At 66.0% G+C, this 14,319-nt stretch carries 10 protein-coding genes; 5 read left to right on the forward strand and 5 right to left on the reverse strand.

What is annotated here, in order from left to right; all coding sequences use genetic code 11:
• Positions 1-47 precede the first annotated feature (47 nt).
• The 4 genes from GTP77_RS25640 to GTP77_RS25655 form a co-directional block, all read right to left on the reverse strand.
• Complete coding sequence (locus GTP77_RS25640; protein WP_161074993.1) at positions 48-410, reverse strand: glyoxalase superfamily protein; 363 nt, start codon at positions 408-410, stop codon at positions 48-50.
• Between the two features lie 55 nt (positions 411-465).
• On the reverse strand, positions 466-3,762 hold the full coding sequence (icmF, locus tag GTP77_RS25645) for a fused isobutyryl-CoA mutase/GTPase IcmF (protein WP_161074994.1): 3,297 nt from the start codon (positions 3,760-3,762) through the stop codon (positions 466-468).
• A 147-nt stretch (positions 3,763-3,909) separates the two neighbouring features.
• Entirely contained in the window at positions 3,910-7,461 is a 3,552-nt protein-coding gene (locus tag GTP77_RS25650; protein ID WP_161074995.1) for an indolepyruvate ferredoxin oxidoreductase family protein, read from the reverse strand.
• Positions 7,462-7,660: 199 nt separating this feature from the next.
• A complete protein-coding gene (locus GTP77_RS25655; protein ID WP_161074996.1) occupies positions 7,661-8,590 on the reverse strand; it encodes a LysR substrate-binding domain-containing protein in 930 nt (309 codons plus the stop codon).
• Positions 8,591-8,696: 106 nt separating this feature from the next.
• Between GTP77_RS25655 and GTP77_RS25660 the strand changes: the two genes are divergently transcribed.
• Positions 8,697-9,920: an HD-GYP domain-containing protein gene (locus tag GTP77_RS25660; RefSeq protein ID WP_161074997.1), complete on the forward strand. Its 1,224-nt coding sequence runs from the start codon at positions 8,697-8,699 to the stop codon at positions 9,918-9,920.
• Here the strand turns inward: GTP77_RS25660 and GTP77_RS25665 are convergent.
• A complete protein-coding gene (locus GTP77_RS25665; protein WP_161074998.1) occupies positions 9,917-10,966 on the reverse strand; it encodes a GGDEF domain-containing protein in 1,050 nt (349 codons plus the stop codon). The genes GTP77_RS25660 and GTP77_RS25665 overlap by 4 nt on opposite strands.
• A gap of 379 nt (positions 10,967-11,345) precedes the next feature.
• On the opposite strand from GTP77_RS25665, the gene GTP77_RS25670 reads away from it, so the two are divergent.
• From GTP77_RS25670 to cpaB, 4 genes are all read left to right on the forward strand, one after another.
• A complete protein-coding gene (locus tag GTP77_RS25670; RefSeq protein ID WP_161074999.1) occupies positions 11,346-11,525 on the forward strand; it encodes a Flp family type IVb pilin in 180 nt (59 codons plus the stop codon).
• Between the two features lie 60 nt (positions 11,526-11,585).
• Complete coding sequence (locus GTP77_RS25675) at positions 11,586-12,122, forward strand: prepilin peptidase (RefSeq protein WP_161075000.1); 537 nt, start codon at positions 11,586-11,588, stop codon at positions 12,120-12,122.
• A gap of 80 nt (positions 12,123-12,202) precedes the next feature.
• Entirely contained in the window at positions 12,203-13,591 is a 1,389-nt protein-coding gene (locus GTP77_RS25680) for a DUF8689 domain-containing protein (protein ID WP_229202368.1), read from the forward strand.
• On the forward strand, positions 13,588-14,319 hold a 732-nt coding region (gene cpaB / locus GTP77_RS25685), incomplete at its 3' end, for a Flp pilus assembly protein CpaB (RefSeq protein WP_161075001.1). The genes GTP77_RS25680 and cpaB, both read left to right, overlap by 4 nt.

Below are 14,319 nucleotides of genomic sequence, written 5' to 3' on the forward strand. Positions count from 1 at the left end.
GCATGGCGGAGATATTGATTTTTCTTCAGCTGAGCTCACTTAGCCATTCAGGCCGACAGCGCCGTGAAACGGATGCGGTTGCCGAAAGGATCCCACACCGTCATCTCGCGCCCCCAGTCGCGCTCTTCGATGCCGGGCCGCATGTGCCGGTACTGCTTGGCGTTCAGCTCCGCATGCAGCGCATCCAGGTCGTCCACATGCACCATCAGCGCCATGCCCGGCGAGCCGTCGCCGTGATGCTCGCTCAAATGCAGCGTTAGCGCCCCGCGCCGTAGCTCCATGTAGAGCGGCGTGTCCGGTTCGAAGCGGTGCTCCCACGCGATTTCAAAGCCGAGAAAGTCGACATAGAACTCTTTGGCCTTGGCCTCGGAAAAACTGCGCAGGATGGGGATGGCTGCAGAGAGTTGCATGATGCTCCCTTGACTGAAGGGCGCCGCAGCGGGCTGCTGCGGCGCCGGGGGAGTATTACATATTGCGGCGGTACTGGCCGCCGACTTCGAACAGCGCGGCCGTGATCTGGCCCAGCGAGCAGACGCGCACGGCGTCCATCAGCTTGCCGAACACGTTCTCGTTGTCGATGGCGGCTTTTTGCAGCGCGGCCAGGGCGGCCGGGGCTTCCGCTGCGTGGCGCGTGTGGAAGTCTTCCAGGCGCTTGAGCTGCGACTGCTTTTCATCGTCGGTGGAACGCGCCAGTTCGATCGGCGCCGGCACGTCGGTGGCCTTCGGATTGCGGAAGGTGTTCACGCCGATGATGGGCAGCGTGCCGTCGTGCTTCTGATGCTCGTACAGCATGGACTCTTCCTGGATCTTGCCGCGCTGGTAGCCGGTCTCCATCGCGCCCAGCACGCCGCCGCGCTCGGCGATGCGCTCGAACTCCTGCAGCACCGCTTCTTCCACCATATCGGTCAGCTCGTCCATGATGAAGGAGCCCTGGTTCGGGTTCTCGTTCTTGGCCAGGCCCCACTCGCGGTTGATGATCAGCTGGATCGCCAGCGCGCGGCGCACGGATTCATCGGTCGGCGTGGTGATGGCTTCGTCGTAGGCGTTGGTGTGCAGCGAGTTGCAGTTGTCGTAGATCGCAATCAGCGCCTGCAAGGTGGTGCGGATGTCGTTGAAGTCGATCTCCTGCGCGTGCAGCGAACGGCCCGAGGTCTGCACGTGGTACTTCAGCTTCTGCGAGCGGTCGTTCGCGCCGTACTTGTCGCGCATCGCCACGGCCCAGATGCGGCGGGCGACGCGGCCCAGCACCGTGTATTCCGGGTCCATGCCGTTCGAGAAGAAGAAGGACAGGTTGGGCGCGAAGTCGTCGATGTGCATGCCGCGCGCCAGGTAGGCTTCCACGAAGGTGAAGCCGTTCGACAGCGTGAACGCCAGCTGCGAGATCGGGTTCGCGCCCGCTTCGGCGATGTGGTAGCCGGAGATGGACACGGAGTAGAAATTGCGCACCTGGTGGTGCACGAAGTACTCCTGGATGTCGCCCATCACCTTGAGCGAGAACTCGGTCGAGAAGATGCAGGTGTTCTGGCCCTGGTCTTCCTTCAGGATGTCGGCCTGCACGGTGCCGCGCACGTTCTGCAGCACCCAGTCCTTGATCTTGGCCGCTTCGTCGGCGCTGGGCTGGCGGTGGTTTTCTTCAACGAATTTTTCCACCTGCTGGTCGATGGCGGTGTTCATGAACATGGCCAGGATGGTCGGCGCCGGGCCGTTGATGGTCATCGATACCGAGGTGCTCGGGCTGCACAGGTTGAAGCCGTCGTACAGCACTTTCATGTCGTCCAGCGTGGCAATCGACACGCCGGAGTTGCCCACCTTGCCGTAGATGTCGGGACGGATGGCCGGGTCGGCGCCGTACAGCGTGACCGAGTCGAAGGCGGTGGACAAGCGCTTGGCGTCCATGCCGGTGGAGACCAGCTTGAAGCGGCGGTTGGTGCGGAAGGCGTCGCCTTCGCCGGCGAACATGCGGGTTGGATCTTCGCCCTCGCGCTTGAAGGCGAACACGCCGGCGGTGAAGGGGAAGGAGCCCGGCACGTTCTCGGACATCAGGAAGCGCAGCACTTCGCCGTCGTCTTCATAGCGCGGCAGCGCCACCTTGCGCACCTTGGTGCCGGACAGCGTATGCGAGATCAAACGGGTGCGGATTTCCTTGTCGCGGATTTTCACCACATAGTCGTCGCCCGCGTAGGCAGCCTGCATGTCCGGCCATTGCGCCAGCAGCTTCTTGGCGCCCGCTTCCATGGCGCTGTCGCGGTCCGCGATCAGGGTGTCGAAGTCGGCGCCCAGGTCCATACCTTTAGCTTCGGCCAGCATGCGCTTGGACTCGCGCAGCTGCTGGCGTTCGCGCGCCAGCTTGACCTGCTTGGCGGTGTTCTTGTGGTAGCCGCGCACGGTGTCCGAAATCTCGGCCAGGTAGCGCGCGCGGGCCGGCGGCACGATCACGTTCTTGCCGCTGCTGAAACGCACGTCCACAGCCGGCAGCTTGCCCGCCACGGTCTTCATGCCGAATTCGGCCAGCTTGCCCACCAGGCCCTGGTACAGCGAGGTCACGCCGTCGTCGTTGAAGCGCGACGCCTGGGTGCCGTACACCGGCATTTCTTCCGGACGCTTGCTCCACAGTTCGCGGTTGCGCTGGTATTGCTTGGCCACGTCGCGCAGCGCATCGAGCGCGCCCTTGCGGTCGAATTTGTTGATGGCGATGAAGTCGGCGAAATCGAGCATGTCGATTTTTTCCAGCTGCGAGGCGGCGCCGAATTCGGGCGTCATCACATACATGGACACGTCCACGTGCGGCACGATGGCCGCGTCGCCCTGGCCGATGCCGGAGGTCTCGACGATCACCAGGTCAAAGCCCGCCACTTTGCAGGCGGCGATCACGTCCGGCAGCGCCTGCGAGATTTCGGAGCCCGCTTCGCGCGTGGCCAGCGAGCGCATGAACACGCGGCTTTGGCCGGCCCACGGCGCGATGGCGTTCATGCGGATGCGGTCGCCCAGCAGCGCGCCGCCGGATTTGCGGCGCGACGGGTCGATGGAGATGACGGCGATGTTGAGCGCGTCGCCCTGGTCCAGGCGGATGCGGCGTATCAGTTCATCGGTCAGCGAGGATTTGCCCGCGCCGCCGGTGCCGGTGATGCCCAGCGTGGGCACTGGCAGGTCTTCTGCGGCGGCGCGCAGTTCGGCGCGCAGCTCGGGCGAGGCTTTCTCATTCTCCAGCGCGGTGACCAGCTGCGCCAGCGGGCGGTGGCGGTCGGCCATGCTGCCCTCGCGCAGCGGCGCCAGGGTAGTGGGGGAATAGGTGGAAAGGTCGATGTCGCACTGCTGCACCATCCACTGGATCATGCCGGCCAGGCCCATGCGCTGGCCGTCTTCCGGGCTGAAGATGCGGGTCACGCCGTAGGCATGCAGGTCCGCGATTTCTTCCGGCACGATCACGCCGCCGCCGCCGCCGAACACCTTGATGTGCGCGCCGCCGCGCTGGCGCAGCAGGTCCAGCATGTATTTGAAGTATTCAACGTGGCCGCCCTGGTAGCTGGAGATGGCGATGCCTTGCACGTCCTCCGCCAGCGCGGCGGTGACCACTTCGTCCACCGAACGGTTGTGGCCCAGGTGGACCACTTCCACGCCGTTCGACTGCAGGATGCGGCGCATGATGTTGATCGAGGCGTCGTGGCCGTCGAACAGGGAGGCGGCGGTGACGAAGCGTACCTTGTTGGCCAGCTTGGCCTGCTCGGGCACGGCGGCGAGTTTCGGAGCGGAGAGGTCGTTCATGGGTGTCCTTGTCGTTCTGGAACGGGAGTAGCTGATTATATGACGTTTACGTTAACGTCAAGTCAAGCGAAATTGCGGCCACGCCGCAGGCGTTGCGTCCTTGCGTAGGGCGGGTTAGCGGGGCGTGCCCCGCGTAACCCGCCAGCTTTACGCGGCGTGCTGGTGCCCGCCGCCCAGCGCCGCCAGCAGGCGCGCCTTCTCGGCGTGGAACTCGGCCACGGCTTTTTCCTTCACATGGCCGAAGCCGCGGATCTTCTCCGGCAGTTGCGCCAGCGCCACTGCCGTGTCGTAGTTGCCTGCATTCAACTGCGCCAGCACGGCGCCCACCAGCTCGCGGTATTCGACTATCAGTGCGCGTTCCATCTTACGCTCATCCGTGTAGCCGAAGATGTCGAACGCGCCGCCGCGCAGGCCTTTCAGCTTGGCCAGCATCTTGAACGCGCTCCACATCCACGAGCCGAATTCGGCTTTCACCAGATGGCCCTTGGCGTCCTTCTTGGCCAGCAGCGGCGGCGCCAGGTTGAACTTCAGCGAGAAGTTGCCCTCGAACTGGGACTGCAGCTGCTCGACGAAGCGGCCGTCGGTGTACAGGCGCGCCACTTCGTATTCGTCCTTGTAGGCCATCAGCTTGGACAGCGACTTGGCTACGGCCATCGACAGCTTGTTGCCCAGGTTGAGGCCCGCATCCTTGGCGCGCACCTGCTGCACCAGCTCCTCGTAGGAGGCGGCATACGCGGCGTCCTGGTAGCCGGTCAGGAACTCGACGCGCTTCTTGATCACCGACTCCAGGCTTTGCGGCATCTGCACCACGATGGCCTGGCCCGGAATGGCGGTCTTCTCCACGCGCTTCAGGTCCACGGCGGCGCGGCGGCCCCACAGGAAGCTCTTCTTGTTCGCTTCCACGCCCACGCCGTTCAGCTCAATGGCGCGCAGCAGCGACGCTTCGGTCAGCGGGATGCGGCCCTTCTGCCACGCGTAGCCCAGCATGAACAGGTTGGCGGCGATGGAGTCGCCCATCAGCGCGGTGGCCAGCTTGGTGGCGTCGATGAAGTCGGCGCTGCCGTATTGCGCGGCGCCCACCGACTCCTCGATCAGCGCGCGCACTTCGGCGGCCGGGTACTGCCAGTCGGCCTGCTGCGCGAAGGTGCCGGGCGGCTGCTCGTGCAGATTGACCACGGCCAGCGTGCGGCCCGGGCGCATCTTCGACACCGCGTCGGCGGCGCCGGCGGTCAGCATGTCGCAGCCCAGGACCAGGTCCGCCTCGCCGGTGGCGATGCGCTGCGCGCGCAGGTGGGCCGGCGAGCTGGCCACCTTCACGTGCGAGGTGACGGAGCCGTTCTTCTGCGACATGCCCGTCATGTCCAGCACCGACGCGCCTTTGCCTTCCAGGTGCGCGGCCATGCCCATCAGCGCGCCGACGGTGATCACGCCGGTGCCGCCGATGCCGTTGATCAGGATGTTGTACGGCTGCTCGCATGCCGGCAGCACAGGCTGCGGCAGCGCGTCCCAGCCGTCGGCCGATTTGTCCTTGCTGACGCCGGTTTTCGATTTCTTCAGCGCGCCGCCTTCCACCGTCACGAAGGACGGGCAGAAGCCTTTCACGCAGGAGTAGTCCTTATTGCAGGACGACTGGTCGATGGTGCGCTTGCGGCCGAAATCGGTCTCCTTCGGCAGGATGGACACGCAGTTGGACTGGATGCCGCAGTCGCCGCAGCCTTCGCACACGGCTTCGTTGATGACCATGCGCTTGGCCGGGTCCGGGAATTCGTTTTTCTTGCGGCGGCGGCGCTTCTCGGCGGCGCAAGTCTGGTCGTAGATCAGCACCGTCGCGCCTTCGATCTCGCGCAGTTCGCGCTGCACCGCGTCGATCTCCTTGCGGTCATGCAGGGAGACGATGGACGGCAGGGCGGAGCGGTCGGTGTAGCGGCCCAGGTCTTCGGTTACCAGGGCGATGCGCTTGATGCCTTCGGCGGCCATCTGCTGCGCGATCATCGGCACGGACACGGTGCCGTCCACCGGCTGGCCGCCCGTCATGGCCACGGCGTCGTTGTACAGGATCTTGTAGGTGATGTTGACCTTGGCCGCGACGGCGGCGCGGATGGCCAGGTAGCCTGAGTGGAAGTAGGTGCCGTCGCCCAGGTTCTGGAACACGTGCGGCACTTTCGAGAACGCGGCCTGGCCTATCCACGGCGCGCCTTCGCCGCCCATGTGGGTGGTCAGCTTGTTGTACTCGGGGTAGATCGAGGTGGCCATCACGTGGCAGCCGATGCCGGCCAGCGCGAAGCTGCCGTCCGGCACTTTGGTGGAGGTGTTGTGCGGGCAGCCGGAGCAGTAGAAGGCCGGGCGGAACGGGGTGCTGATGGCTTTCTTCAGCACGGCGTCCTTGGCGTCCAGGAAGGTCAGGCGGGCCTTGATCTGGTCCTGGATATTGGTGTCGGTGATGTACTGCTTGACGCGGGAAGCGATCACGCGCGCCACCTGCGAGACCGAGAAGTCGGCCTTGGGCGGCAGCAGCCATTCGCCGCGCGGGGCCACCCATTCGCCCTTGTCGTCGAACTTGCCGATCACGCGCGGGCGCACGTCGTCGCGCCAGTTGTACAGTTGCTCCTTGAGCTGGTATTCCACGAACTGGCGTTTTTCCTCCACCACCAGGATCTCGTCCAGGCCCTGCGCGAATTCGCGCACGCTGTCCGGCTCCAGCGGCCACGGCATGGCCACCTTGAACAGGCGCAGGCCGACGGTGGCGGCCATGGCTTCGTCGATGCCCAGCTCCTCCAGCGCTTCCAGCACGTCCAGGTAGGACTTGCCGGAGGCGATGATGCCCAGCTTGGCGTCCTTGGAGTCGATGGTGGTGTGGTTCAGCTTGTTTTCGCGGGCATAGGCCAGGGCGGCGTAGATCTTATAGTCCTGCATCAGCGCTTCCTGGTTGCGCGCCTGCTGGCCCAGCGGAATGGACGACAGGCGGGCGTTCAGGCCGCCTTCCGGCATGACGAATTCCTTCGGCAGCTTCACTTCCACGCGGAAGGGGTTGGCGTCGACCGAGGCGGAGGACTCGACGGTGTCGGCCAGCGCCTTGAAGGCCACCGCGCAGCCGGAGAAGCGCGACATGGCCCAGCCGTGCACGCCCAGGTCCAGGTATTCCTGCACATTGCAGGGATAGAGCACGGGGATCATGCAGGCCGAGAAGATATGGTCGGACTGGTGCGGCAGGGTGGACGAATAGGCGCCGTGGTCGTCGCCGGCCACCAGCAGCACGCCGCCGTGCTTGGCGGTGCCGGCATGGTTCATATGCTTGAAGACATCGCCGCAGCGGTCCACGCCGGGGCCCTTGCCGTACCACATGGCGAACACGCCGTCGTACTTGGCCTCGCCGATCAGGTCCACCTGCTGCGAGCCCCACACGGCGGTCGCGGCCAGGTCCTCGTTCACGCCGGGGATGAACTGCACCTTGTGCGCCTGCAGATGCGGCTGGGCCTTCCACAGCGTCTCGTCCAGGCCGCCCAGCGGCGAGCCGCGGTAGCCGGAGATAAAGCCGGCGGTGTCCAGGCCGGCGGCGGCGTCGCGGATCTGCTGCACCATGGGCAGGCGCACCAGGGCCTGGATGCCGGAGAGGAAGATGCTGCCGGAGGTGGCGGTGTATTTGTCGTCGAGCGTGACGGTGCTGAGGCGCGAGGGCGCGAGTGCCGTATTTTCGGCCATGGTGATGTCTCCAAATGGTGTTCGGGTGGTTTGCCGTTCCATCGCCGCGCCGGGTAAGCGCAAGCAGGTCCAGCCGTAACGCCGCCGGTGGGCGGCATTACCAATATTTCAGTGTAGGGCTTAGTTGACGTATACGGAAATACCGAATGCCAATGGGGGTATAAGAAAAAATGATAGCCCCATCAAAGAAACAGCAGGGTTAGAGCAGGCGGGCGCCTAGCCAGTAGTGGCTGTGGCAAAGGTCGGCGGCGACCTGGCAGGCGAGGCGGCTGACGGCGGCGCCGGCGTTGGTGAGGGGAATGTTCTTGGAGCCGCACAGCACCACCGTGCGCGAGATCGCGGGCTGTTCTATCGGCAGCGCGACCATGGCGCCGCGCTCGATTTCGGCCAGCACCGGCGCCACCGGCAATATCGTGGCACCCATGTCGGCGAGGATGGCGGATTTTAGTATGGCGATGGAGTTGATTTCGATGACGTTGGCGGTGGCCAGGCCGGCGCTGCGGGCCACGCTTTCGATCCGCGGCCGCACGCCGTGCTGCGGGCCGGGCAGTATCAATTGCGCCGCCAGCGCCTGTTCCAGCGTGACGCTGGTGCGTCCTTCGGCCCAGGACGAGCCGGCGCGGCAGATGAAGCGCAGTTCTTCTTCCACCAGCGGGGTGCAGACGAAGGGCGAGAGCTGGCCGTCGTCGAACAGCACCGCCAGGTTGACGCGCCCGGATTTGAGCTGCTCGGCCAGGTTGCCGGTCAGTTCTTCGGTCAATTGCAGCGTAATTTCGGGGAACTGCGCGCGCGCGGCCGACAGCAGCGGCAGCGCCAAGGCGCCCGATATGCTGTGGGGCAGGCCCAGCGTGACGCTGCCGCTGGGACGCTCGGCCGACTGGGTAACGGCCGATTTGGCGTCCGCCACCTGCTTGAGGATGGCTTGCGCGTGTTCGTAAAAGACTTTTCCGGCGTCCGTGCTGAGCACGCCTTGGGCGGAGCGGTGCAGCAGCTGGGCGCCCAGTTCTTCTTCCAGCTGGCGCAGCTGCTGGGTCAGCGCCGGCTGCGCCACGTGCAGCACCGTGGCTGCGCGCGACAGCGAGCCGTGGTCGACGATGGCGACGAAATAGCGGAGTTGGCGTAATTCCATGTGGCTCGGGTGCAATGTTTAGGACAAAAGTATGAATCCGGGGAGAAACTATTTGTTATACTGATTCTAACCCCTCCCGATCTCCACAGCTCCCGCAGGCCCGCGTATGCTCAAGAAAGTTGATTCTTCCCAGTTGACCGTGGGTATGTTCATTCATGACCTGAGTTGCGATTGGATGACCCATCCCTTCATCCGTAACCGTTTCGTGATTACGAGCGAAGACGAGATCCGCAAAATCCTCAAGGCCGGCATCCACGATGTGGTGATCGATAGTTCGAAAGGCCTGGACGTGCAGGATGCGCCCACGCTGGAGGAGGCCAACCAGGCCACCGAGCGCGAGCTGACCGAGTTGGCCGCCAAGCCGGTGGTGGTGACCCGGGTGTCGCTGGGCGAGGAGCTGTCGCGCGCGGCGCAGATCCGCCACCAGGCTTCGACGCTGGTGCGCACGGTGATGCGCGACGCCCGCCTGGGCAAGGCCATCGAGATCGGCCAGGTGCAGCCGGTGGTGCAGAACATTACCGAATCCATCCTGCGCAATCCCGGCGCGCTGGTGGGGCTGTTGCGCATCAAGAACAAGGACGATTACACGTTCCTGCATTCGGTCAGCGTGTGCGCGCTGCTGGTGGCCTTCTGCAATTCGCGCGGCATGGATGCGGAAATCACGCGCCAGGCCGGCCTGGGCGGCCTGCTGCACGATACCGGCAAGGCGCTGGTGCCGGACGAGGTGCTGAACAAGCCGGCCGCGCTGACGGACGAGGAGTTCGCCATTATCCGCAAGCATCCGCAGGACGGTTTCGACATCCTGCGCCAGTCGCCGGAGGTGAACGACATCGCGCTCGACATCACGCTGCACCACCACGAGCGGCGCGACGGCAGCGGCTACCCGAACAAGCTGTCCGGCGACGCCATCAGCGAACTGGCGCAAATGGCCGCCATCGTGGACGTATATGACGCCATCACCGCCGATCGCTGCTACCACAAGGGCATGTCGGCGGCGGCCGCGCTGCGCAAGATCTACGAGTGGAGCAAGTTCCACTTCAATCCGCAGTATGCGCAGGAATTCATGCGCTGCGTGGGCATCTATCCGGTGGGCACCATGGTGATGCTGGAGTCGGGCCGCCTGGGCGTGGTGATCGAGCCGCACGAGACCAATCTGCTGGCGCCCAAGGTGAATGTGTTCTTCCACACCAAGAAGAATGTCTACATCAAGCCGGAGACGGTGGATCTGGCGCGCGGGGTGGGCTTTGGCGGCGGCGACAAGATCGTCGGCCACGAATCGCCCGCCAAGTGGAATGTCGATCCGATGCGTTTCCTCACCCTGGCGGGCTAGAAGAACTCGGCCTCGTCGTTCGATTCGATCAGCTGCAGCAGGCCGCCGCTGACCAGTTCGTCATAGTGGCAGACCTTGTTGCGGCCATGGCTTTTGGCGTAGTACAGCGCCTGGTCGGCCTGGCCGAGGATGATTACCGGCGCCTGGTAGGCGCTGATGCTGACATAGCCTATGCTGACCGTCACCTTGCCCACCTGCGGGAATTCGTGCGTTTCCACATTGCTGCGGAAGCGGTCGATGATGCGCGCCGCGTTGGCCTGCGAGGTCGAGCGCAGCAGCACCACGAACTCCTCGCCGCCGAAGCGGAACACGCGGTCCTGCGCGCGGAAGGAGGAGGTCAGCAGGTTGGCGATCAGAATCAGCACTTCGTCGCCGTACAGGTGGCCGAATTTGTCGTTGACGTGCTTGAAGTGGTCCACGTCGACCACGGCCAGCCATTGCCGTTCCTCGTCGTTGTGGCGGCGCCGCTCCAGCTCGCCCGGCGGCAGCGCCAGCGCGTCCTGCTCGGCGGTGCTGGCCTGCAGCATCTTGGCCAGCTGGTCGTCGAAGGTCTTGCGGTTGAGCAGGCCGGTCAGCGAGTCGCGCTCGCTGTAGTCGAGCAGGTTCTGGAAGTTGCGGTACACGCTGACGATGCCGCCCACCACGTGGATGGTTTCGCTGGTGTAGGGCGTGGGATTGACGATTTCCAGGCAGGTGTTGGCCTTGTCGCCCAGCCATATGGGCAGCCAGAGCGTGTGGTTGCCGTCGGCGTCGACCTGGTCGGCCGACTGTTCGTGGCGCGCGATGCAGGCCGCGAGCGCGGGGAACAGGCTGATGGGATCGCCGGCGCAGGACGGATCGGCGTGATCCTCCATGCGCGCCGGGCTGCCGCACACGATGATGGCGCGCGGACGCACGAACAGCTGGCCGCGCACCGACGTCAGCGTCAGCACGCGGGTCTGGCGCGCACCGGCCAGCTCCTGGACGGCCGATATCACCGAGACGTCCAGCATCGTGTGGTCGCGGTGGCCAGTCATATCCACCATGTGTTTCAGTAGGGAATCCATCGTCGTTCTCTGATCACGGCACCAAGGCGCACAGTGCTCATAAGCACGAGGCCTTTCCAAAAGACAGCTAAGCAGAATAATCGCTTTTTGTAAGATAGGCAATTCCAGCGTGCGATATTTCTGCTGAAACGCCACGATTCTACCCCTCAATGACGGACACAAGCGCGTGCTAGCGCCACCATCCCTCGAAAGTTTGATTTAAAACAGTTTCCTTCTTACCACACTGGCCCTGCACGCGCGTTTCGAATGATTCCGTGCGGAAAACTTGCGCTCAATCAACGCCGCCGAAACTGGCAGGGATATAGTGCATTCAATGGCCGCCGGACTGCAGACCGGCTGCGCCAGGGCGTAGCTTTGATTTCTTTTCAAGGGGACCATCATGAACAGTTTTATGCAGGCAGCCCGGGACTTTGCCAGGGATGAAGAAGGGATTACCGCGATCGAGTATGGCCTGATCGCGGCGGCCATGGCCGGCGTGATCGCGGTCGCGTTCACGCCGCTCAGGGCGGCCATCGTGGCGGCGTTCGGCGAGATCATCACCGCCATGAACGTGGTCTGACGCGCTGCCGGGCGCGCCGCTGATCCGGTGCGGCGCGCCCACTACCACTGGGAGGACCCGATGTGGACCGCGACCGAGGTGCTGTTGCTGTGGCTGGTGCTGCAAGCGGCCGCCACTGATCTGGCGCTGCGCAAGATTCCCAACGCCCTGGTGCTCGGCGGTTTGCTGCTGGCGCTGGTGCTGCACGGCCTGGCCGGGCCGCCGCACGCGCTGCTGACGCAGTGGCTGGCGGGGCTGCTGGCCGGCTTCTTTCTCTTTCTGCCGCTGTACTTGCTGCGCGGCATGGCCGCCGGCGACGTCAAGCTGATGGCCATGGTGGGCGCTTTCAGCGGTCCGCTGCAGGCGGTCGATATCGCCTTGCTGAGCTTTGCGGCCGGCGGCGTGCTGGGCTTGCTGCTGATGGCGGCCAGCGGCCAGTGGCGGCGCGGCCTGGCCAATCTGCGCGCCATGCTGCTGCCGGCCCTGCTGCGCCTGGCGGGCGTGCCCCTGCAGCCGGTGCCCTTGCAGCCTGGCCGCAGCGTCGGCGGCATGCCTTACGGCGTGGCCGTGGCGCTGGGCACGGCGGGCGTGGTGCTGGCGCCGCACTGCCGCGCTTAGCCTTTGCTGTAGCTCAATATCGACCCCGTTCGCCCTTGCTAGTATCGATTCCTCATCGCAACATTTTTCAGGAGAATCGCATGATGGAGTTTGCCCCTGCATTGCCCGCTGCCCGCTGCGAGGAGGACATCCAGAGCGCGCTGCTGCCGCCCCAGCCCAAGTGCTTGCGTGAAACGGGACTGGAGCTGCAGCTGATCGTGGAGCTGGCCGCCAAGGCCATGTATGTGGCCGGGCGCACCCATCTGCCCATCCTGGCCACGCGGCTGCGGCTGTCGATCAATGTCTTGCGCGAGGCGCTTGATTTCATGGTGGCCGAGCAGCTGGCCGAAGTGGCCTGGCGCGGCGACGCCGACATCGACGTGCAGTACCAGCTGACGGCGGCGGGCAAGCTGCGCGCCGCCGGCTGGCTGGAGCGCTCGCCCTACCAGGGACCGGCGCCGGTGACGCTGGAGGCCTGGCGCGCCATGGCCGCGCGCCAGGCGGCCCAGCTGCCGGTGCCCAGCGCCGAGGACGTGGAGGCGGTGTTCGGCGAGGCCGGGCTGGAGCCGGCGGTGCGCAACCTGATCGGCGCGGCCATGCACGCCGGGCGCTCGATGCTGCTGTACGGTCCGCCCGGCAGCGGCAAGAGCACGCTGGCGCGCAAGCTGGGCCGGCTGTTGCAGGGCACGGTGCTGGTGCCGCACGCGGTGGCGGTGGGGCAGGAGATTATCCAGCTGTACGACCCGGCGGTGCACCTGCCGCCGTCGCTGCCGCCGGGCGCGGCCGGGCGCCAGCCGCTGGAGCGGCGCAGCACCGACGCGCGCTGGGTGCTGTGCCAGCGGCCGGTGGTGCAGCTGGGCGCGGAACTGGACGAGTCCATGCTGGAGCTGCGCCATGACGCCTTCTCCGGCTGCTACCAGGCGCCGCCGCATTGCAAGGCCAGCCACGGCCTGTTCATTATCGACGACCTGGGCCGCCAGCGCCTGAGCGCGCCGGCCCTGCTGAACCGCCTGATCCAGCCGCTGGACGCGGGCCAGGACCAGCTGTCGCTGCAGGGCGGCCATAAATTCTCCATGCCTTTCCAGGCCATGCTGGTGTTCGCCACCAACCTGGCGCCGCAGGCGCTGCTGGACGGCTCGGCGCTGCGCCGGCTGGGCTACAAGATCCATGTGGGCGCGCTCAGCGAGGCCAGCTACCGCAGCCTGTTCCGCCTGCAGTGCCGCGCCGCCGGCGTGGCGCTGGACGACGCCGGCCTGCGCTACCTGATCGAGGAGCTGCACCGGGGCAGCGGCCAGCCGCTGCTGGCCAGCTATCCGCGCGAGATCCTGGGCCGCATCGCCGACTTCGCCGGCTACGCGGGCCAGGCGCCGCGCCTGTCGGTGGCGGCGCTGGACCAGGCCTGGTCCAGCATGTTCGCCGCCTGCTGGCCGGCCGAAGTGCAGGCCCAGGCGGATGCCGAGCAAGCCTGCTGGCGGGCGAGGGCGGCATGAAAAACCGGCGCGCGTACCTGATGCTGGGGCTGGCGGCGGTGCTGGGGTTGGCGGCGGTGCTGCTGGCGTCGCGCTGGCTGCTGCGGCAAACGCCGGGCGCGGCCGGCCGCATCGTGGTGGCCGCCGCCGACGTCAACCTGGGCCAGCGCCTGGCGCCGGACATGTTCAAGCTGGCGGACTGGCCGGCCGACGCGCTGCCGCCGGGCGCGTTGCGCGATCCGGCCCGGCTCAGCGGCCGGGTGCTGAAGACCAGCGTGCTGCGCGGCGAACCGCTGAGCGAGGCCAAGCTGGCCCCGGCCGGCACGCTGGGCGGCCTGTCGGCGCTGATCGCCGAGGGCAAGCGCGCCATCACCGTGCGCGTCAACGACGTGGTGGGCGTGGCCGGCTTTGCGCTGCCCGGCAATTTCGTCGACATCATCGTGCACACCCAGGCCGGCGAGCAGCAACAGCAGCGCGATATTTCCAAGATCGTGCTCGAGCGCATCCTGGTGCTGGCGGTGGCGCAGGAAGTGAGCCGCGACGACACCAAGCCGCGCGTGGTGAACGCCGTCACGCTGGAGGTGACGCCGGAGCAGGCCGAGCATTTGGACCTGGCGCGCAGCGTGGGCAGCCTGTCGCTGGCGCTGCGCAACCAGATCGACCCGCGGCCGGGCGTGACCGGCGGCGCCACCAAGGGCACGCTGCTGGGCCTGCACGAGCCGGCCGCCGAGACCGCCGCGCCGGCCGCG

The sequence above is a fragment of the Pseudoduganella aquatica genome, assembly GCF_009857595.1.
GTDB classification, from domain to species: Bacteria; Pseudomonadota; Gammaproteobacteria; order Burkholderiales; family Burkholderiaceae_D; genus Rugamonas; species Rugamonas aquatica_A.